The organism is Rhodococcus sp. PSi06 (assembly GCF_054960675.1).
Genome location: NZ_JBHNYO010000009.1, coordinates 214,737 through 230,219, shown reverse-complemented (window position 1 = coordinate 230,219; position 15,483 = coordinate 214,737). Strand labels below are relative to the sequence as shown.

Genomic DNA, 15,483 nt, shown 5'->3' with positions numbered 1-15,483 from the left:
GATGACCGCACACTCGACACGTTTTCGGCCGACGCGAGCAGGGATCGTCAACCTGTGGGACTACCGCGATCAGGAGTTCTCTTTCGCCGACGGTCGCCTGGTGCTTCGTGGGCCCAACGGATCCGGCAAGACCAAAGCACTCGAAGTACTGTTCCCGTTCGTCCTCGACGGTCGCATCGAACCGCGCCGACTCAATCCGTTCGCCGGCGAAGAGCGAACCATGAAGTCGAACCTGCTCTACCGCGGGCAGGAAAGCGCTCACTCGTACGTGTGGATGGAATTCGGTCGAGGGTCACGCGAAAACCCGGAATCGGTCACGGTCGGCATCGGCATGCGGGCAAGTCGTCAGAACGACAAGGTGACTCGGTGGTACTTCGTGGCCGACGGCCGAGTGGGCGTCGACTTTTCGTTGTTGGGCCCCGACGACCGGCCGTTGACGAAGAAGCAGTTGGCCGAGCAGCTCGGCAGTGATGCTCTCACCGATCGTCCGGTCGACTACCGCGCCGCGATCGATGCCCGGATGTTCGGTCTCGGCGCGCAACGTTACGACCAGTTGATCAATCTCATTCTGACACTGCGCCGCCCGCAGTTGGCCAAGAATCTCGATCCGAAGGGGCTCTCCCAGGCGCTGACCGACGGTCTGCGGCCCCTCGACGAGCAGCTGGTGCTCGAGGCGGCACGATCCTTCAGCGACATGGAGGAGGTGGGCCGTGCGTTGGAGGGGTTGGCCCAAGCCGATCAGGCGGCCAGGAATTTCGTTGCGGTGTACTCCAAATACCTTCGTGTACAGACACGTTCGGATGTCGAGCAAGTCTCGCGCCGGCTCGAGACCGTCACCCACGCGACCACGGCACATTTCGCGGCAGCGGCGTTGAAAGACCGTCGACTGCTGGAACGAGCGGCAGCGGAAACCCGCTTCGACGAGGCCGAGCGTGCCCTCGATCAGGCCGTTGCGGACCGCGAGACGCTGCAGCGCTCGAGCGCGTACGAGGGCAAGCAGCAGCTGGACGACTTGGCCGAATCTGCCGCGAAACTGGAGGTGTCGACGGCGCAGCAGGCCGATCGGGCACGCAAGGCACAAGCAGAACTGGAACAGCGCACGGCCGAGGCCGCTCGGGCGGACTCCGCACTCCGGGATTCCGTGGCCGGGGTGACCCGCGCGGAGGAAGAGCTGCAGACTGCGGCAGAGGACGCCGGCATCGTATGGACGCCGCTGCCGGGCACCGCTCGAAGCGATCAGATCAGTACTGCTCTCCGCGGTCACGCCGAGGAACGAGACGGTGACGTACGCGCGGTCCGTGAGGCGCTGGCGACCGTGGAGAAGGCGTCGACCGAGCGTACTCGCGCGGAGAAGGCCGCAACGAAGGCGCGGGATCTGCTCGAGACAGCCGCGGCGGCGGTCACCGAAGCCGAAGCGACCGTGGACCTCGAGAAGGCCCAGTTTGCTTCGGGACTTCGGGCGTGGTGGTCGAAGAACTCGTCGCTGTACTCCGCCGCGGGTATGAACTCCGCCGTGTTCGATGCTCTCGATGCAGCCTTGGCCGGCATCGGTGACGACGACGCCCCGAGTCTGGAATCGGTCCTCGCAGAACAGACCTCGGACGGTCTCGACGCGATACGTGCCCGGCAGGCGCAGGCACGCGTCGACGTCGCCGCACGCTCGGTCGAACTGAATGCGCTGCGCAACGAACTGTCCCGGGTACGAGCCGAGCACGACGACGCCCCGCCGCCCTTCGCGGCGCGGACCGACAGTCGTGCTGATCTCGCGGGTGCACCGCTGTGGCAACTGGTTCGGTTCGCCGACGCGGTCTCCCCTGCCGACGCGGCGGGAATCGAATCTGCGTTGCAGGCCGCCAATGTGCTCGACGGCTGGGTCCACCCGACCGCGGATTTTCCCTCGGGTGCCGACTCGGAGCAATATCTGTCGCCGCTACCCGAGACGTCGAGGCCGACCGGGGCAACGTTGGCGTCCGTTCTGGAACCCGAAACCGACACCGCCGTACCGGCGTCCCGTGTTCTCGATCTGCTCGAGTCCATTGCGCTGCACCAGGAGCCGAGCGGTCCCTCGGGCGGCGCCGCTGCGGTAGGTGTCGACGGCCGTTACTGGCAGGGTGTGCAGCGGGGTCGCCATGCCAAACCGGATGCCGAGTACATCGGCGCGACGGCGCGGGCGCGTCGGCGAGAACAACGCATCACCGAACTCGGCGGCGCGATCGATTCTGCAACCGCTGCACTCGAAACCGCGACGGCCGACGAGCTATCGGCACGCGAGCTGGTGCAGGCTCTGGGCGCGGCCGCCAAACAGCTCCCCCGCGTCTCGTCGATCGTCAAGGCACAACGCGCCGTCACGGCTGCGGCCGGCGCGCTCCGCACCTCGAAGGACGGGTCCGTGGGTGCCGACCGCGAATACGACCGGGCGATCGCGGACTTGTCCGCGAAAGAGAAACAACTGCGCACTGTCGCCGTCGCCCATCGCACCCCGCATGTCGGCCGCGATGTCGATGCCCTTGCGGCAGCGATTCGGCACTTCGAGCATCAAGGCGCTGCGGTCATCCGCAAGCGCAGTGACCACATGCGCGAGAGCGAGCGGGCGCGTGAAGCCACCAACCGCCTCGAAGAAGCGACCGGTCTGGCCGAGGAGCTCGCCGAGGAAGCTGCGATAGCCGACGAAAGCTATCGGCAACAGGTGCAGCGTCTGGAGTTGCTGAGCGAGAAACTCGGTGCGACGGCCGAGCAGATAAACACCGATCTCGACAACGCACGCGAGCGCATCGAGAAGTGCCGCGCCGAGCAACGAGCGGCCCGGAAAGCGGACAAGGAAGCCGGCGAGGCGATCGGCAAGGCCGAGGGTGCCTGCAACACGGCACTGGAAAGCCTGCGCGCCGCCCTCACCGAAACACTGAGCGATGCCGTACGCCTTGCGCCGTACGCCCGCAAGGACCTGCTGGGCATCCTCGGCATCCACGAGACGTACGCCTGGCCCGCCAGCGACTCGGCGTGGCTGACTGTCGAACAGATCCTGTACCGGGTTCAACAGGCCGACGGCCCGGACGACGATGTTCCGGTGCTGCCACCGGTGGTGCGCGCGTTGCATTCGGCACTCGACGAGGCGACGTCGTCGGTGAAAGTGAGTGACTCGAGCCGCAAGTCGACTCGGACCGCACTGACGAGTGCGCTACAGGAGTTCGACTCGCAACTGGCGGCGTCGGGTCAGGACTACCGTTTGCAGTGGGATGCGCCGGACGGCTTGACGGTGGTACGCGTCCAGGACGAGCAGGGTTATTCGTCGGTCGGAGATTTCGCCGACCGCATCGGTTCGGCCAGAGCCGACCAGGAACTGCTGCTGACCGAGCAGGAACGCCGGATACTCGAGGATGCCCTGCTGACCGGGTTGGCACAGCAGATCCACGAGCGCACCGTCGACGCACGCGAGTTGATCGCGCAGATGTCTGCCGAGATGAAGCAACGCCGTATGTCCTCGGGCAATACGATCGGCGTGCACTGGGTTCTCGCGGACAACCTCGACGACGGGGCGCGCGCGGTGTCCAAGTTGCTGGACCGCGACGCCGCGGCCTTGAACCAGGACGACCTGGCCGCGATGCGCGCCCACTTCGCGTCGGAGATTCGGATCGCCCGTGCCGCCCATCCGGAACGGTCGTACCCCGAGATCCTCTCGGCGACATTGGACTACCGCCGCTGGCGGGTGTTCGCCTTCACGCTCATCAGCGGGGACGGCAACGAGGATCGCCTGACCGTCGCCCGGCACAGTGCACTTTCCGGCGGTGAACAGTCGGTGTCGCTGCACTTGCCGCTGTTCGCGGCGGCGCACGTGATGCTGTCGTCCGCCGATCCGCATTCCCCTCGCCTGCTCGCACTCGACGAGGCGTTCGCCGGCGTCGATGACAACGGCCGAAGCGAATTGCTCGGCCTGAGTGTGCAATTCGACCTGGACCTGTTCATGACCGGCTACGACCTGTGGATCACCTACGCGGACGTCCCCGGTTGCGCGCACTACGATTTGGCGCACTCGACCGCGGAGAACACCGTGAGTGCAGCACTTCTGGTGTGGGAGAACGGTGAACTGTTCGCCGAACACGACGGCACCGACCTTGCGGCCGCCCTCGGATCACCGTTGACACGCCGGGTACCGACTCGAACCGAAGGTGGGCTGGAGTTTGACCGCTGACAGCGAGTGGCGAGGCAGCGCAGAATTGGCTGCGCTGCTGGACGCTGCGCGAAAGAAGCTGGAGTCCAACTGGCTTCGAGTCGGCGGCAACATCACCGTCGATCTGAGTGATGCCCCGGAACTGTGGCGCCTGTGCAGTGCGATCTCTCGGTCCAACTCGAGTCTGCATTCTCGGGCTCGGAGCACCAAGCTCGACCTGGAACGGTTCGACGTGTGGCTGAGCCAACCGCTCAACGGCGGCGTCGGTCTGATCGACACCCTCACCGAGCAGGCGCCGTTGCAGGACAAGAAGCGCATCGCAGCCGACAAAGCTCAGGTTCGCGCCGATGCACTGGATCGAGCGCGTGAGATGCTCGGCGGTGGTGCCGATCGCGAGTGGATCGAACATTGGATCGCGTCGCTGCTCAATCAGGACGGCACCCTCGGCGGGCGTGTCGCCGTGGACTCGCTCGCGGTGGCAACACAGGTTCTGGTGTTGCTCCCGGTGGACGGGATGTCGCTCACCGAGCTGGCAGAACTTGCCACCGGTGATACCAAGGCCCTCACGGGCGGCGGTGCGCCGAAGCTGGTTCTCGACGCATTGTCGTTGCGCGAGAACGTGCCTCGGCCCGTCGACCCGGTGGGGATCAGGGCCTTGTGGGAGACGGCGGGCGTCTCGGTCGACTCGGTGTCGAGCCGAGTACTGGTTCTCGGCTACCGCGTCGCAGAGACCCACACCGTAGCTCGCTGGCTCAACGAAGCAGCCGACGAGGGCGTGCCCTTTCCCGTCACCGTGGACATGCTCTCGCGCGGGACGCTCACCAACACCTCGTCCACCGTGTTCGTCTGCGAGAACATCGCGGTGCTCGCCGCCGCGGCCCGCGCGCTCGGCTCGAACAGCGCGAGCCTGATCTGCACGGACGGCCAGGCCTCCGCCGCGGTACATCGACTACTGGCATCGCGTTCTCGCGGCACCGTCATCCGCTGGCGCGCCGACTTCGACTGGGCCGGACTACTGATGGTGAAGCGAGCTGTGCAGCGTTACGACGCGTCGCCGTGGTCGATGGGCGCCGAGGAATACCGACACGCGCTCGACGCCCGGAACTCGGAACCGCTGAAGGGGCAACCGACGGACAGTCCCTGGGACCCGGAACTGTCTGCGGCGCTTCGTGATTCGGGCCGAGCGGTCATGGAAGAGCGACTGATCCCGGATCTGCTGACCGATCTTCGTATCCACCCCGCGACTTAACGCAGCGGAACTCCGAGCAGGGCGTCGACTGCATCGGCGAAGGCAGCGGGTGCTCCCGCATCCGATCCGCCCCGCTCGACGGCGAAACTCGCCCACGCGTCGAGAGCATCGAGCGCCTTGGGTGTGTCGAGATCGTCGGCCAGGTGCTGCCGGAGCCGGGTGATCACGTCGTCGGCCGACGCCGCGGTCTCGAGCGCTGCTGCTCGACGCCACAGCGCGAGCCGAGTGTGCGCCCGCTCGAGGACCTCGTCCGACCAGGGCCGATCCTGGCGGTAGTGACCGGCCAGCAGGCCGAGTCGTACGGCTGCCGGGTCGACGTTCTCCGCGCGCAGCTTCGAAACGAAGACCAGGTTGCCGCGGCTCTTGGACATCTTCTCGCCGCCGAGACCGATCATCCCGGTGTGCACGTAGTGCCGGGCGAAGCGAGGGTCACCGGTGGCCGCCTCCGCGTGGGCCGCCGAAAATTCGTGGTGCGGGAAGATCAGATCGCTCCCGCCGCCCTGGATATCGAAACCCGATCCGATCCGATTGAGGGCGATGGCCGCGCATTCGACGTGCCAGCCGGGCCGACCGGGACCCCACGGCGACGGCCAGGACGGCTCGCCCGGTCGCACTGCGCGCCACAGCAGGGCGTCGAGTGGATCGTGCTTGCCCGCTCGATCGGGATCGCCGCCGCGCTCGGCGAAGAACGTGTCCATCGTGGGGCGGTCGTAACCGGACTCGTAGCCGAATTGCTCGGTGGCGTCCGCGCGGAAGTAGACGTCGGGGTACTCGGGGTCGTCGACGACGTAGGCGGCACCCGACGCAACCAGTTTCTCCACCAGTTCGACGACCTCGTCCACGGACTCCACTGCTCCGATGTAGTCGCGCGGCGCAATCACGCGCAGCGCCTCCATGTCGGCGCGAAACAGTTCGATCTCTCGGGCCCCCAGGTCGCGCCAGTCCTCACCGTCACGATTCGCACGCTCGAACAGCGGATCGTCGACGTCCGTGACGTTCTGTACGTAATGCACGTCGGTGCCGGCGTCGCGCCAGAGGCGGTTGATCAGGTCGAACGTGAGGTACGTGGCGGCGTGCCCGAGATGGGTGGCGTCGTACGGGGTGATGCCACAGACGTACATCCGAGCGGTCGATCCCGGGGTCACGGGACGGACTTGACGGTCGGCGGTGTCGAACAATCGAAGAGCTGGACCCTGTCCTGGAATCGTCGGGATCTCCGGGCTCGACCAAGAATGCATGCAGCCGAGCCTATCCGAGCCCGATCAGAAGGCGGGCCAGGGTATCGGTCTGCTCGAACGTGGCTCCGGCATGACCGGTCGCGCAATCAGTGCTTGCGCCCGATCGAGGACCGCGACCGTTTCTGCCAGGGTGATCTTGTCGGCCAATTTCGGTGCGATGACGGTATCGAACGTCTCGACGAATCGCACCACATCGGCCATCAACGCATCGTCCACCGCCTGGCCGGCCCATCCCCACAGCACGGTGCGCAGCTTGTTCTCGGAGTGCAGGCAAATGCCGTGATCGACTCCGTACACATATCCGTCGAGACCTTCGAGCGCGTGACCGCCCTTGCGATCGGCGTTGTTGAGGATCACGTCGAGTACCGCCATGCGTTGCAGCCGAGGATCGTCGGCGTGAATCAGCGAGATCTCTTCTCCGTCGCCGTCGTACGCCTGCAGCACCGGAATCCATCCGGTCGGCACGAGGTCGGGTCGACAGATGTCGACGAGGTCGATCCGGCCCTCGGCGTGCACCTCGGGCGTGTCGATCCATTTCTGCACCATTCCGGGTCCGAACGGCCCGTCTCGCAGAATCGTCGGCGGTATCACACCCCAGCCGAGTGCCTCGGAGACCTCGTAGGACGCGACCTCACGACCGGCCAAGGTGCCGTCGGGAAAGTCCCAGAGCGGCACTTCCCCACGCACGGGCTTGTAGACGCATCGGACGGCGGCATCACCCTCGCCTGCCTCGCAGACCAGCGTGGCGTTGCTTGCCGACACCACCCGACCCACGATCGTGAGCTCGCCGGTCTCCATGGTTTCGCGACCCTCGAAGGGAGGCAGGTCGACGGTCAAGACTCGTCGACCTCGGTCACCGGGCCGAACGTCGCGCCGCGGCGATATCCGTTGGTTCTGATGCAGACGTGCCCCTCGGGTGCCAGTGGCTGACCGCACAACGGACACGGAGCTCGACCGGCTGCGATCACACGTTCGGATCGGACAGCGAATTCGCGAGCCTGAACCGGGGTCAGGAACACGCGGACGGCATCGGGGCCTTCGTCGGTGTCGTCGAGGACGACCGACTCGTCCACCTCGACCTCACTGACAGCCAACAGTTCCACTACGACAGCATTGGCGTCGGCGTCCCAGCCCAGCCCCATGGTGCCGACCCTGAACTCGGTGTCGATCGGAGTCAGCAGCGGGCTGGTGTCGACCGCCTCCGTCTCCTCGGCCGGTACATCGGCTCCGAATCTGCGGTGCACTTCTTCGAGCAGAAGTCCCACCCGGTCGGCCAGGACCTGCACCTGCTGCTTCTCCAATGCGACCGACACCACTCGGGCGTCGTGCACCGCCTGCAGAAAGAACGTTCGGTCGCCCGGTTCACCAACGGTCCCGGCAACGAAACGATCAGGGGTGCGGAAAACGTGTATTGCGCGCGGCATTGCACCTCCTAACGACTGAAAACAGCTACGCGAAACAAATCGCGGAACCTTCATTATCGGTCAGATATCGACCACGGACGGTATTGCGTGCACTCCAGCCTGCCACCGATCTGTGCTCCCGTGCCGAATCGACCGCCCTAGCTGCCCGCTCCGCCGCCGACGACCGCGTCGGACGAGCTCGAAACATCGGATTCGGACGAGCTCGGCTCCTCTGCCTTGGGAACGAATCCACTCAGATCCGACCCGGTGTCGTTGGTCCGCAGCACGAACGGCCGCGTCGAGGTGTAGCGCACGACGCTGATCGATGCCGGGTCGGCGACGATGCGCTGGAACGAATCCAGATGGGCACCCATCGCGTCCGAGATCACCGACTTGATCACATCGCCGTGCGAGCACGCGACCCACAGCACGTCTCTGCCGTGCTGCGCGGCCAAGCGGGCATCGTGCTCGCGCACCGCCTGCACTGCGCGCTGCTGTACCGTCGCCAGGCCTTCACCCTCGGGGAAGACAGCCGCCGATGGATGCTGCTGAACCACCTTCCACAACGGCTCGGCCAGCAATTCCTTGATGGTCCGGCCGGTCCACTGCCCGTAATCGACCTCGACGATTCTGTCCTCGACCGTCGGCGTCAACCCCAACCGCGCGGCCAGCGGTTCCACGGTCTGCGCGCACCGCACCAACGGAGAGCGCACGATATCCACGATCGGCAGCTCCCCGAGCCGCTCCGCAACCGCCTGGGCCTGCTCGCGGCCGCGGTCGTCGAGCTCCACCCCTTCGCTCCGACCCGCGAGCGTGCCCGCAGTGTTCGACGTCGAGCGACCGTGCCGGAGCAAGATGACTGTCATTGGACCGAGCCTAACGAGGAGGGCTTCACGTAGCGGATACGACCCCGCCCGCCAACAAACCGAGCACTACCACTCCGAGAACGATGCGGTACCCGACGAACCAGTACAGCGAATGGTTCGCGACGAACTTGAGCAGCCAGGCAATCGAGGCATACCCGAGGCCGAAGGCGATGATCGTGGCCACCAGCAACTGCGGGCCCGATGCGGCCAGGCCGGTACCGACCGGCTCGAAGGCGTCGGGCAGCGAGAACAATCCGGACGCGGTGACCGCAGGAATCGCGAGCAGGAACGAAAACCGCACTGCTGCTTCGCGTTCGAGGCCGAGGAACAGCCCGGCGCTCGTCGTTGCGCCGGAGCGGGACACCCCCGGGATCAACGCCAGGCACTGCGCCAGGCCCATGACTATGCCGTCGCGGGTGGTCAGCTTCTCGATCGGACGTTCCTTCCGGCCGACCTTCTCCGCGACCGCGATGACGATGGCGAACGCGATGAGCATGAATGCGATGAGATACAGGTTTCGAGCACCGGTGCGGATCTGATCCTTGAAGAGCAACCCCAGAACCCCGATGGGAATGGTGGCGATGATCACGTACCACCCCATCCGATAATCGAGTCCGCGTCGGTCCTTCTTCGTCAATCCGACGAACCAGGCCCTGATGATTCTGACGATGTCGCGCCAGAAGAACAGCAGCACAGCAGCTTCGGTACCCAGTTGCGTCACCGCGGTGAACGAGGCACCGGCGTCCTCGTTCCAGAACACTCCGGACACGATGCGAAGGTGGCCCGACGAGGAAATGGGGAGAAATTCCGTCAGGCCCTGCACGGCACCGAGGATGATCGCCTGCAGCCACGTCATGTCGATCACGAGGCGTCACCCTCCGCGATCGGTGTAGACGAACTGTTCCCTACCGATAGGCGGCCGACGGCCCGCGCCCTGAATTCGCGATTCACGCGCACGACCGTACCCGGCGCGACCGGTTGGTACCGAGCCGAACGACGCGGCGCGGCACTTTCGCAGACTGCGGCGCGGCGCACTACTGTGCACTGGCGGCAGTGCAGTTGGACACCGACGATCAATCGCAGAAGGACGTTCGGCACATATGAAGCAGAGATCGGTCGGCACCAGCGGCCTTCGAGTCTCCCGGCTGGGGCTCGGCACTCTCGGATGGGGCAGTGGAACCGACGGTGACGATGCTGCAGCACAGTTGTCGGCATTTGCCGAGGCCGGTGGCACCTTGGTCGACACCTCCCCGGCGTACGGTGACGGCCGCGCGCAACGGGTACTCGCCGAGTTGCTCGACGATGTGGTTCCCCGGCACGAACTGGTGATCAGCAGTGCAGCGGGGCTGAGCCCGCGCCACGGCCGGTACCACGTCGACTGCTCCAGGCGAGGACTCCTCGGGCAGCTGGACGCCACGCTGCGCGAACTCGGAACGGACTATCTCGACTTGTGGCAGGTGGCGGCCTGGGACCCGATGACGCCGGTCGACGAGGTCGCTGCCACGCTCGATTACGCCGTCACCAGCGGACGGGTGCGCTACACCGGTGCCCGTGGCTACCTCGGTTGGCAACTGGCGACGGCCGCGGGGGCCGCCGATACCGGCCGGATCGTGGCCACCCAGGCCGAGTATTCCCTGCTGGCCCGCGGGATCGAGGACGAGCTGGTTCCCGCCGCACATCACCACGGCATCGGCGTGCTGGCGGCGATTCCCCTCGCGGGTGGCGTGCTGACAGGTAAGTACCGCAACGGAATTCCCGCCGACTCCCGCGGTGCCGACGAGCTGCACGCCGAGTCCGTGCTGTCCTACCTGACCGATTCAGCTGTCAGCATCGTCGATGCTGCCGTCACCGCTGCCGACGGGCTCGCGACCTCTCCCCTGGTCGTCGCACTCGCGTGGGCTCGAGATCGCCCGGGCGTGAGCAGCGCTATCGTCGGCGCCCGCGACCTCGCCCAATTGATGGGTGCCTTGATGGCCGAGGAACTCGAACTGCCGTCGGCGATCGCATCCGCGCTCGACGACGTCAGTGCCTGAACATCCGAATCGGTCCGACACCCAACCCCGAGCGGCCTGAACATCGGACAGGCTAACCTTCGGTGGTGATTGTCGAACGCCTCGCGGTCGTGCTCGTCGTCGCCGCAGTGTCGGTTGCCTGCTCGGCAACTATGCCCGAGACCTCCAGCGGCACCATCGGTCCCCGCACCGCCGTCGTCGACGACCCCGATCCGGAACCTGTCGCCGACAACCCGGCTGCGGTGCTACCTGTCACCGTGACCGGTTTCGACGGTGTCGCCGTCACGGTGACGGACAACAGCCGCATCGTCGCTGCCGATCAGTACGGCACGCTGGCCGAGACGGTCTTCGCCCTCGGGCTCGGCGACAATCTGGTCGGACGTGACACCTCGGCGGCGTTTCCCGCGGCGCAGGACGTACCCGATGTCACTCCCACCGGTCACTCGTTGAGTGCCGAGGGAATTCTGGAGCTCGCGCCCACCGTCGTACTCACCGACACCAGCATCGGTCCGCGCGCAGTACAGGACCAGATCCGTGCTGCAGGAATTCCCGTCGTGTACTTCGACCCCACCCGTACGTTGGCCGGCGTGACAACCCAGATCGAAGCAGTGGCAGCAGCGTTGGGGGTGTCCGACGCCGGACGCGCCCTCGCCGAACGGACGAAGACCGAGATCGCGGCAGCGACCGACGACGCACCGACACCGGGCGTAGCGCCGAAGATCGCGTTTCTGTACATGCGCGGTCCGGCGATCAAGATGCTCGCCGGACCCGGCTCGGGTGCGGACGCGTTGATCGAGGCTCTCGGAGCGAGAGACGCCGGTGTCGAATCCGGTCTGACCGAGCAGTTCGTGCCGGTGACGAGCGAGGCGCTGATCGCTGCGGCACCCGACGTGATTCTGATGATGACGAAAGGCCTCCAATCCATCGGCGGTATCGATGGACTGGTGCAGATTCCAGGTATTGCACAGACGCCGGCCGGTCGAGAACGCCGCGTGGTGGACATGGACGACGGCACAGTTCTCAGTTTCGGCCCGAATACCGGCAAAGTACTGCGGGCGTTGGCCGGAGCCGTCTACGACCCGCCGTCATGACCGAGACCGCACCGGCCGGAGCTCGGACGAAAGCGAGCAGGGTCGTCGCGACGTTCGGCGCAGCGGTCGTACTGCTGATTGCTCTGGCGCTGATCTCGGCCGTCGTCGGCCAAGTGCCGACCTCGCCGTGGGAAGTCCTGGGCAGTCTCGCCCATCGAGCCGGACTCGACATCGGACCGCTACCCGCTCATCCCAGCGGGGAGGTGACGCTGTGGCAGGTCCGCTTTCCACGATTGACCCTCGCGGTGTTCGTCGGCGCGTGTCTCGGGTGCGCGGGCGCCCTGCTGCAGGGTGTGTTCGCAAATCCGTTGGCCGAGCCCGGTGTCGTGGGGGTGTCCTCGGGAGCAGCCGTCGGTGCCAGTTCGGTCATCGTCCTCGGCGGCAGCTTCGCCGGGGTCTGGAGTGTGGCATCGGCCGCGTTCGTCGGCGGATTGATCACCACGATCGCGGTGTATCTGCTGGCGCGCAACGCGGGCCGCACCGAAGTGGTCACCCTCATTCTCACCGGAGTCGCGGTCAACGCCTTCGCCGGCGGGGTGATCGCATTCTTCACCTTCGTCGCCAGTCCCGCCGCCAGGGATCAGATCGTGTTCTGGCAACTCGGGTCTCTCGCGGGTGCAACGTGGCAATCGGTGGCTGTGGTCGCCCCACTGGCGGTGCTCGGAATCGGGGCGTCGATGGTGATCGCTCGCCGACTCGATCTGTTGGCGCTCGGGGAGAATGTCGCGCGTCATCTCGGCGTGAACGTCGAACGTCTCCGTCAGTTCGCCATCGTGATCGTTGCCGTGCTCGTCGCCTCGGGTGTCGCGTTCACCGGAATCATTCTGTTCGTGGGCCTGGTCGTTCCGCATGCGATGCGCATGATGCTGGGCCCGGCGCACCGCATCCTCATTCCGGCCAGCGCGCTCGCGGGTGCCGTGGTGTTGCTCGGTGCCGACCTCGTCACGCGCACCCTCGTCGCGAACGTTGACCTGCCGCTCGGCATGGTGACCTCCCTGACCGGGGCACCGTTCTTCTTCTGGCTGCTTCGACGCACGCGCGCTCGCCAAGGTGGATGGGCGTGATGCGGCGGTTCGGCAGGTCGCACAACGAGGTTCCCGATGCCCCGATGCCGGGCTCCACCACGATTCTCGTTCGCGGGGTCAGCGCGCGACTGGGCGAGAGAACGGTGCTCGCCGACATCGATCTCGATGTCGTCGCCGGTGAAATCCTGGTGCTCGTCGGACCCAACGGCGCAGGAAAGTCGACGTTGCTCTCCATCCTGTCGGGTGACACCCAGCCCGCAACCGGATCGGTGGTGATGACGTCGGAGTCGTCCAACCCACACGAACGCCGGCCGTACCGGTCCGTCGATCTGGCCAGACGACGCGCGGTACTGCCGCAGCACCACACTGTCGGGTTCGCGTTCACGGCCGGTCAGGTGGTTCGTATGGGCCGAGCCCCGTGGGCGGGAACGTACGAGGCGCGCAACGACGATGCTCGGGTCGAATCTGCACTGGCGTCCTGCGACGTCTCGGGCTTCGCGCATCGGCCGTTCGCATCGTTGTCCGGTGGCGAACAGGCGCGAGTTGCGTTGGCTCGGGTCATCGCTCAGGACACCGCCACGATCCTGCTGGACGAACCCACCGCCGCACTCGACCTCGGACATCAGGAGTCCGTCATGGCGGTGGTGCGCTCACTCGCGGCGCAGGGCCGAGCCGTCGTCGTCGTGTTGCACGATCTGACTCTCGCAGCGGCATACGCCGATCGCGTCGCAATACTGGACTCGGGTTCACTGGTTGCCCTGGGTCCGCCGCGAGAGGTGCTGACCGCAGCCGGACTCGCCGCCGTGTACCGCCACCCCGTCGACGTCTTCGACCACCCCGACACCGGTGAGCAACTGGTGGTTCCCCGTCGAGTCAGAAACCTTCCAACACGGAATTGACCCGACTGAGGAAGGCTCGGACGGCCGTCGTATCGCGCTGTGATGCATCGGACAACTGCTGTGCATGTGCAACCGCGTCACGAACCACCCCGACGATGCTGCGTTCGTCGGTCAGATCGACCTCGGTGACCGAGTGTTCGGCAACAGCGTCGACCTCGGACGGGTCGGGTACCGGGGATTGCATGTCGGCCCGGTAGATCGCCACGTACAACGTGCTGCGATGCACTCGAAACGCGAACGCGCGACCGTCGTCGGTCCGGCCGAAACCGTTCGCATGCGTTCCGGCATTCACTTCCTCGACGACGAAGTGTGCTTCCTCGGATTCCACGTCCACTCCCATGTCGTGTACTCCCCTCGGACGATCACGCTACCGCTTGTCCCGGCACCGCCGCTCGTCACCCGATCCGACGCCGTCGATTTCGCCGAGATCGACGCACGCTGGTACAGATGTGGCATCGCCACAACAGGGCAGCGTCACCAAGGAAGTAGGTTCGGTTCCATGCGAACACCGTCGGCTCGTACGGTTCGAGTGGCAGTTGCATCCGCGCTCGCCGTGGTCACAATGATGTCGGCAAGTGGGTGCTCGAGCGACGACGAGAATGCCGACGAGATATCCGTCGAACCGTTGCCACCGGCCCAGTCCCCCGCGACAACCGAGACCCCGGCCGGCGACGTCACCGACTTCGCGCCCGTCAGCGGGCTCGTCTACGACCCCGTCGATCGCACGCTCGCGGCGCTGACCGACTCCTCCACCTCGGTGAGCTTGTTGCGCGAGGGCGCGTCGACCGAGCCGCAAGTGATCGCCTTGGGCTCGGCTGGGGCGCAACTGGTAGCGGGGCGGGATTCGAGCGTCCTGGTACCCATGAACGGCTCGCTCGCACGGATCGATATCGCGGACGGGAAGCGTACCGATCTGGCCCTGGAATCGAATGCCCTGTCGGCGGCCGACTTGCCCGACGGTACGACGGCCGTCGGCGACGACACCGGCACGATCTCACTCCTCGACGCGAGTGGACAGGTGACCGGAACGGTATCCGGGGGAAGCGTCACCTCGGCCGACGCGTTGGCCAGTACGCCGAAAGGCGTCTCGGTTCTCGATCGCAGGCAGACATCGGTGACCGATCTCGATCTCGACGACGGCACCCTCGGCGTCGCGCTGCGGGCCGGCGAAGGTGCTGCCGGCATGACCAGCGACGAATTCGGCCGACTCCTGGTCACCGATTCGACCGGCACGGAGTTGCTCGTCTTCACCTCGCACGACCTGCTGATGCGTCAGCGGTTTCCGGTCGGGTCGCAGCCCTGGGCGATCGCATACGATGAACAGTCCGGCGTCGCGTGGGTGACTCTGCCCGCCCTCAACGAAGTGGTCGGATACACACTCGATACCGGAATTCCGGTCGAGACACAGCGGTTGGCAACTGTGCGGCAGCCGAATTCGATCGCCGTCGACCAAAATACGGGTGACCTGTACATCGGATCGGCAACCGGTGACGGGCTGCAGCGAATTCCTTCCGCAGGTCGTTGATCCGGGCAGG

General features: G+C 66.1%; 13 protein-coding genes. 7 read left to right on the top strand and 6 right to left on the bottom strand.

The window, feature by feature from the left end; all coding sequences use genetic code 11:
- Position 1 precedes the first annotated feature (1 nt).
- Both ACFI9K_RS14075 and ACFI9K_RS14070 read left to right on the top strand, forming a co-directional pair.
- Entirely contained in the window at positions 2–4,186 is a 4,185-nt protein-coding gene (locus tag ACFI9K_RS14075) for a TIGR02680 family protein (RefSeq protein ID WP_462664044.1), read from the top strand.
- The gene (locus tag ACFI9K_RS14070; protein ID WP_462664043.1) at positions 4,176–5,414 is read left to right on the top strand and encodes a DUF2399 domain-containing protein; all 1,239 of its coding nucleotides are present in this window, start codon (positions 4,176–4,178) and stop codon (positions 5,412–5,414) included. Before ACFI9K_RS14075 ends, ACFI9K_RS14070 begins: the two co-directional genes overlap by 11 nt.
- Here the strand turns inward: ACFI9K_RS14070 and mshC are convergent.
- From mshC to ACFI9K_RS14045, 5 genes are all read right to left on the bottom strand, one after another.
- Positions 5,411–6,652: a cysteine--1-D-myo-inosityl 2-amino-2-deoxy-alpha-D-glucopyranoside ligase gene (mshC, locus tag ACFI9K_RS14065; protein WP_462664042.1), complete on the bottom strand. Its 1,242-nt coding sequence runs from the start codon at positions 6,650–6,652 to the stop codon at positions 5,411–5,413. The two genes, ACFI9K_RS14070 and mshC, sit on opposite strands and share 4 nt — an antisense overlap.
- Before the next feature lie 24 nt (positions 6,653–6,676).
- Entirely contained in the window at positions 6,677–7,450 is a 774-nt protein-coding gene (locus ACFI9K_RS14060) for an SCO1664 family protein (protein WP_462664084.1), read from the bottom strand.
- A gap of 35 nt (positions 7,451–7,485) precedes the next feature.
- Positions 7,486–8,076, bottom strand: coding sequence for a DUF3090 domain-containing protein (locus ACFI9K_RS14055; RefSeq protein ID WP_462664041.1), 591 nt, complete (start codon positions 8,074–8,076; stop codon positions 7,486–7,488).
- 137 nt (positions 8,077–8,213) lie between these two features.
- Positions 8,214–8,921: a histidine phosphatase family protein gene (locus ACFI9K_RS14050; protein WP_462664040.1), complete on the bottom strand. Its 708-nt coding sequence runs from the start codon at positions 8,919–8,921 to the stop codon at positions 8,214–8,216.
- Positions 8,922–8,946: 25 nt separating this feature from the next.
- The gene (locus ACFI9K_RS14045; RefSeq protein WP_462664083.1) at positions 8,947–9,777 is read right to left on the bottom strand and encodes an undecaprenyl-diphosphate phosphatase; all 831 of its coding nucleotides are present in this window, start codon (positions 9,775–9,777) and stop codon (positions 8,947–8,949) included.
- Positions 9,778–10,021: 244 nt separating this feature from the next.
- Here ACFI9K_RS14045 and ACFI9K_RS14040 point away from each other — a divergent pair, with 244 nt between their 5' ends.
- The 4 genes from ACFI9K_RS14040 to ACFI9K_RS14025 all read left to right on the top strand — a co-directional run bounded on the left by ACFI9K_RS14040 (position 10,022) and on the right by ACFI9K_RS14025 (position 13,948).
- Positions 10,022–10,954 carry an aldo/keto reductase gene (locus ACFI9K_RS14040; protein ID WP_462664039.1) on the top strand — a complete coding sequence of 311 codons (933 nt, stop codon included), beginning with the start codon at positions 10,022–10,024 and terminating at the stop codon, positions 10,952–10,954.
- Between the two features lie 68 nt (positions 10,955–11,022).
- Positions 11,023–12,024 carry a heme/hemin ABC transporter substrate-binding protein gene (locus ACFI9K_RS14035; protein WP_462664082.1) on the top strand — a complete coding sequence of 334 codons (1,002 nt, stop codon included), beginning with the start codon at positions 11,023–11,025 and terminating at the stop codon, positions 12,022–12,024.
- Positions 12,021–13,088 (top strand): FecCD family ABC transporter permease, encoded by a 1,068-nt coding sequence (locus ACFI9K_RS14030; protein WP_462664038.1) that lies wholly within the window; start codon positions 12,021–12,023, stop codon positions 13,086–13,088. Before ACFI9K_RS14035 ends, ACFI9K_RS14030 begins: the two co-directional genes overlap by 4 nt.
- Positions 13,088–13,948, top strand: a complete 861-nt coding sequence (locus tag ACFI9K_RS14025; RefSeq protein ID WP_462664081.1) for a heme ABC transporter ATP-binding protein — start codon at positions 13,088–13,090, stop codon at positions 13,946–13,948. The genes ACFI9K_RS14030 and ACFI9K_RS14025 overlap by 1 nt, the downstream gene beginning before the upstream one ends.
- Here the strand turns inward: ACFI9K_RS14025 and ACFI9K_RS14020 are convergent.
- The gene (locus tag ACFI9K_RS14020; protein ID WP_462664037.1) at positions 13,923–14,288 is read right to left on the bottom strand and encodes a hypothetical protein; all 366 of its coding nucleotides are present in this window, start codon (positions 14,286–14,288) and stop codon (positions 13,923–13,925) included. The genes ACFI9K_RS14025 and ACFI9K_RS14020 overlap by 26 nt on opposite strands.
- A gap of 159 nt (positions 14,289–14,447) precedes the next feature.
- On the opposite strand from ACFI9K_RS14020, the gene ACFI9K_RS14015 reads away from it, so the two are divergent.
- Positions 14,448–15,473, top strand: coding sequence for a YncE family protein (locus ACFI9K_RS14015; protein ID WP_462664036.1), 1,026 nt, complete (start codon positions 14,448–14,450; stop codon positions 15,471–15,473).
- The last annotated feature ends 10 nt before the right edge of the window (positions 15,474–15,483 follow it).